The 5,064-nt window shown below is 67.4% G+C and carries 4 protein-coding genes and 1 pseudogene; 1 reads left to right on the top strand and 4 read right to left on the bottom strand.

Features of this window, described 5'->3' with window-relative positions; genetic code table 11:
- Positions 1 to 75: 75 nt before the first annotated feature.
- A pseudogene (locus ACF08M_RS41270) lies at positions 76 to 390 on the top strand (transposase); the annotation flags it as partial.
- 24 nt (positions 391 to 414) lie between these two features.
- On the opposite strand, the gene ACF08M_RS41275 reads toward ACF08M_RS41270, so the two are convergent.
- Genes ACF08M_RS41275 through ACF08M_RS41290 form a run of 4 tightly spaced genes read right to left on the bottom strand, consistent with a single transcriptional unit; the run spans position 415 to position 4,796 of the window.
- The gene (locus ACF08M_RS41275) at positions 415 to 1,425 is read right to left on the bottom strand and encodes a 3-oxoacyl-ACP synthase III family protein (RefSeq protein WP_392190459.1); all 1,011 of its coding nucleotides are present in this window, start codon (positions 1,423 to 1,425) and stop codon (positions 415 to 417) included.
- Position 1,426: 1 nt separating this feature from the next.
- Complete coding sequence (locus ACF08M_RS41280; protein ID WP_392190460.1) at positions 1,427 to 3,583, bottom strand: 2-oxo acid dehydrogenase subunit E2; 2,157 nt, start codon at positions 3,581 to 3,583, stop codon at positions 1,427 to 1,429.
- The gene (locus tag ACF08M_RS41285) at positions 3,580 to 3,810 is read right to left on the bottom strand and encodes an acyl carrier protein (protein WP_392190461.1); all 231 of its coding nucleotides are present in this window, start codon (positions 3,808 to 3,810) and stop codon (positions 3,580 to 3,582) included. The genes ACF08M_RS41280 and ACF08M_RS41285 overlap by 4 nt, the downstream gene beginning before the upstream one ends.
- Positions 3,807 to 4,796 carry a thiamine pyrophosphate-dependent dehydrogenase E1 component subunit alpha gene (locus ACF08M_RS41290; RefSeq protein WP_392190462.1) on the bottom strand — a complete coding sequence of 330 codons (990 nt, stop codon included), beginning with the start codon at positions 4,794 to 4,796 and terminating at the stop codon, positions 3,807 to 3,809. The genes ACF08M_RS41285 and ACF08M_RS41290 overlap by 4 nt, the downstream gene beginning before the upstream one ends.
- Positions 4,797 to 5,064: the final 268 nt, after the last annotated feature.

The following is a 5,064-nucleotide window of genomic DNA, read 5'->3' on the forward strand; positions in this document are numbered from 1 at the left end:
CGAGCTCTACCGGTACATCCAGCCCCGAGCCACCAACCAGGTGCCTTCTGCCGCTTGACGAAACATAGGGGCTTCTACGCCACCCACAAGACCCCGGAGATTCAGAAGTGGCTGGCCCGCCACCCCCGCTTCCATGTCCACTTCACTCCGACCGGCTCCTCATGGATCAACCAAGTAGAGCGCTGGTTCGGTCTGCTGACCGACAAACTTATCCGCCGCGGCGTCCACACCTCCGTCCAAGCACTCGAACGTGACATCCGCACCTGGATCCAGACCTGGAACGACAACCCCAAACCCTTCACCTGGGCCAAGACCGCCGACGAGATCCTCAACTCGCTCGCCGACTACCTCGAAAAGATCAACACACCACAAAAGGCGAAACGAACTTAAACTCGCTATTTGAGGCGCGAGACACTAGACCTCGACGATCGTGCAGCCCCAGTGCATGCCGCGGCCCATGCCGGCGAGGGCGATCAGTTCTCCTTCGGCGAAGTCCCCCGACGCCAGGTGGTGCTGGAGGTTCAGGAGGTGGTCGGCGGCGCCGAAATGGCCGTGTTCCATGGAGAGTTGGAAGTTCGTACGCTCCATGGGGACGCCGAGTTTGCCGGCCACGGCCGTCAGGGTCCGGGTGTTGTCGTTGAGCAGGACCACCCGGGCCAGGTCGGATGTCTCGGCGCCGATCCGCCGGCATGCCTGGGCCACGACCTGGCGTACCCGTTCGTTCATGAGGTCGATGAATCCCTCGAAACGCTCCGGGTCGTAATCGAAGAATTCCATCATGTCCCAGGCGTCCCGCACCGTGACCGGCTTGTCGCCACCGCGGAAGGGATAGGCGGCTCCGCCGTCCTCCAGCACGAAGAAGTCGGCATAGCGGCCATCAGTGATCACCTCGCTGGTCCGCCAGCGCAGCCTGGGGTGATCGCGGGTGGCCACCGCGGCGGCGGCGCCGTCGGAGAAGAGGAGGGAATGGGTCTCCATCCGGTTCCAGTACGCCTCGCAGGTGCGATTGGCTCCGATGACCAGGGCACTGCGGTATTCGGGGTGGGTGGCGAAGCGTCCGGCGAGGGAGTCGAAGCAGGTGATGCCGCCGACGCACCCCTGCGTGATCAGCATGGCCTCGGCGCGATGGGCACCGAGCCGGGCCTGCACACTCGCTGCCGCGTCCCAGTAGAGGTACTCGGGGATATCGGTGATCGCGAGGATCAGCAGGTCCAGCTCGGCCGCCTCGGTACCGGATTCCTCAAGGGCACTGTGGGCGGCGTCCACGGCCAGGTCGGTCAGACCCACGTCTTCGGGACTCCGGTGGACCGAGCGATAGCCGTATTCCAGCACCCGTCCGACATCCGCGGTGTACTGCGTCGCGATGTCCTTGACCGCGGCGGGCTCCCCCAGCGCCGATCCGAAGGACATCATCCCGAAATTCATGTCATGACTCCTCTCCGTCGCGGTCGCGTTCGTGGTTCAGCCAGGTGGGCTCTTCGAGGGCTTGCTTGATGGTGGTCAGGAACTGGACGGCGTCGCGGCCGTTGATGACCCGGTGGTCGTAGGCGATACCGAGGTGCACGAACCGGCAGGTGTCCAATGCCCCGTTGGCGCCGGGCCGGTATTCCCGGCCGATGGCGCCGAGCGAGAGCATGCACAGCTGCGGCCACAGGACGATCGGATGGACGAGTACGACGCCGGGGTCGGGGTTCAGGGAGATGGCGATATTGCCGCCGACCAGGTCCCGCCCGGCGAACTCCTTGTTCACCGCCTTCATGCGGAAGTCCATCAAGGTGTCTGCTATGTCGATGACGCTCTGCTCGTGTGCGTCCTCAACGACCGGTACGTACAGCGATCCGTCGACGTCCACCGTGACACCGATGTGCGGTGCGTCGGCGAGAGAGACACTGTGGTCGTCCAGCAACGAGCCGAAGAACAGCGGGAATTGGCGGTGTGCGGCGGCCACCGCTTTGACCACGACTTCGGCGAGGCCGAGGGCCGCGCCGGATTCGTCGCTGAGCCGGTCCAGTGTTTCCAGTACGCCGTCCACTTCGGCCCGGATCACGGTGAATCCGGTCGGTACCTCGCGATGGCTCTTGGTGACCACCGCCGCGGTGCCTTGCTGGGCCCGGTCGAGCCGGTGCACTCCGGCCGATGGCGTCTTCTCCGCGAGGCCGTTCGCGCCGCCGAGCGGGTGGGACCGGGACGCCGGGACCGGGGCCTGCGAGGACCGCTCGGGCAGGAGGTAACCGAGAATCTCCCCGACGCCCATTTCCTCGCCCACCGCGGCGACCCGGTGGAGATAGCCGGCGCCGGGAGCGGGCAGGTCCTCGACCGCCTTGGAGGTGTCCAGAGAAATGACGCCGGTGTCCGGCTCGACCCATTCGCCCTCGGCCACCAGCCAGTCGACCACCAGGTAGCTGAGGTCGTTGTTGTTCAGTTTGGGCGCGGTGAGCGGGATTCCTGCGGGGATGTCGGATGCCGGTGCCGCGCCGCCGACCTGAGTGGCGGCAACCGGGGCAGACGCTCGTGGCGGTGAGAGCGTCGTGCCCGCAGTACGGCCGTCCCACCCGGCCGCATTCCGGATGCCGTCGCGGATGTCATCGGCGCCCAGCAGTACTCGGCTCTCCAGGTGGCCCGCGGTGGGAATGATGGAGTCCGCCGAGTTGAGCAGAAGGACCGGGCCGGCCAGCGAGGACCAGATCCTTTCGTGCACCAGACGGGCGACTTCGCTGCCCCAGGTGCCACCGGCGGTGCTCTCCTCGACCACGGCGACCCGGCCGGCCGCGGCGAGCAGCGGCAGGACGGGCTCGATGTCCAGCGGATACAGCTGTGCCGGGGTCAGTATGTGCACGGAGCGGCCGTGCTCCGCATTCAGTGCCCGAGCGGCATCAATGGCCCGGTGGGCCATTCCGCCGGGGGCCAGAACGACGAAATCGGCGGTGTCCGGTTCGTCGTCGGGGAAGGTGTGGGCCCAGCCCAGTCCGGATCCCAGGGTCCGGTACCGGAACTGGTCGTCGACCCGGTTGTCCCGATACATCCGGCAGGTGTAGAGGACTTTGTCCTCGAAGAGAATGCCCGGCGTTCCCCGTCCCAGCGCCGTCTCCAGCACCGCCTCCGCGTCGTGGAAGGGCGACAGTTCGTAGAGCGCGAGGTTGGGGATGCCGATGAAGTGCTTTTGCGGGCTCTGGCTGTGCGTCGGCCCGTATCCCCGGTTTCCGCCCACGGGGCAGCGGACGAGGAGCGGGACGGGCACGGTCTGGCCGTACATCGAGACCGATTTCGAGGCGAAGTTCAGGACCTGGTCGAAGCCGAGGGCGAGAAAGTCACCGAACATGATCTCGACGATGACTCTGTTGCCGCACAGGGCGAGTCCGCCGCCGACGCCGAGGATTCCGCCCTCGCTCAGGGGCGTGGCCATCACCCGGTCCGGGAATGCGCTGGAGAGTCCTCTGCTGACTTTGAACGCGCCCCCGTACGGGTCGAGCAGATCCTCGCCGAGCAGATAGACCTGCTCGTCGCGGCCGAAGAGGGTGTGCAGTGCGCGGTTGAGGTTCTCCGCGACGCGTGGCGCGACCGTACCGGCTGCGATGGCGGTCATGTCACCTGTCCCTTCTGTGCCAGGAGCTTGCGCAGATCGCCCACGCTCCGGCAGGAACGGGCCTCACGAGGAGTGAGCCGGATGCCGAACTCCCGGCCCACGGCCGCGATGATCTGCACATGCCGCAGGCTGGTCCAGTCCCCCGTGGTCGCCGCCCCGGTGTCATCGTCGATCTCGCTTTCCGCCACGCCGAGCACCTCGGCGACGAGCTTGTCCAGCCTGCTCATGAGGCGCCCCCCAGTCCCGCGGCCATCGCGGCGCCCGCGCGTCGCACGCCGTCCGGTCCGGCTGCCGGTACCGGCCAGCTCGACGGCGGGCGGGCGGATACCTCGGCCACCAGGTCGGCGATCCGGGCCCGTTGGCGTACGTCGACGGCGGCGAACCGGTCGCCGAAGAGGCGGGCGTACTGTGCACTCCACTCGCGGGTGCGGACATCGGCCAGCTCCGCCTCGGTGCGGGTGTCGTCGCCCTTGCTGTGCGGGCCGAGCCGGACGGTGTGGAACTGCACGACGGCCGGGGCCCTGTGGTGCCGTACGTCCGCGACGACCGGGGCCAGCTCGGCGCGGATCGCGTTGATATCGCTGGTGCGCAGCTCGTGGTGGCCGATGCCGAACGCCTGGGCGCGGTCGGCGATGGTGCCGGCCAGCTGCGCCTCGGTCGGAGTCGACTGGGCGATCCCGTTGTGTTCGACCACCACCAGCAGCGGTACCTGCCACAGCTGCGCCATGTTCAGGGCTTCGTAGACCGCACCCTCGCCCCAGGTCCCGTCGCCGATGTGAACCACGGCGATGCGGTCCTGCCGGGTGCGTTTGAAGTGCAGGGCCACGCCGACGGCCACCGGGAGGCTCTGGCCCTGTACGCCCGTCGAGAGGTATCCGTCGCGGTAGATGTGCTGGCTGCCGCCGACGCCCGCGCACACAGCGCCGTCCCGCCCCATGATTTCCGCGAGCAGCCCGGCCGGATCGGCGAATTTGGCCAGGTAATGGCCGTGGCCACGGTGGTTGCTGAAGACGAAGTCCGCGCGCAGCAGCGGGGCCAGCGCGACCGGTACGTACTCCTGGCCGAGGCAGGTGTGGGTCGTGCCGTTGAGCTTCCCTTCGGCGAACAGGTCGAGCAGCGCGAGCTCGAAATTCCTGATCAGCAAGAGGAGTTCAAGGTCCTCGTCAGCAGGCTTGGTGACGCCGGGCAGCGTGCCGGCATCCGTCCCCCTCATTTCGCCTCCGCTTTCCTCTTTCCCTACGGGGTTTCCTCGTGGGCGTTCCGCGTGGGATCTCCTCGTGGGTTTTCCTCATGGCGCCGCGGGCCTGCCCGTCACTGCACGCACCGTCTCAGCAAGCCCGTTCGCGACCGGAGGCTCGAAAAGATCCAGGAAAGATCCTGGGTGGTCCCCCCGTTATGTTTTTCGCGGTCCTGCAAGAGGGCCGCTGGCCTCCGGGCCCGGCATGACTGTTGCCCCCTGTCGAACGGATGACCTGGGGGGT

The organism is Streptomyces sp. NPDC015032, from assembly GCF_043080425.1.
Lineage (GTDB): Bacteria > Actinomycetota > Actinomycetes > Streptomycetales > Streptomycetaceae > Streptomyces.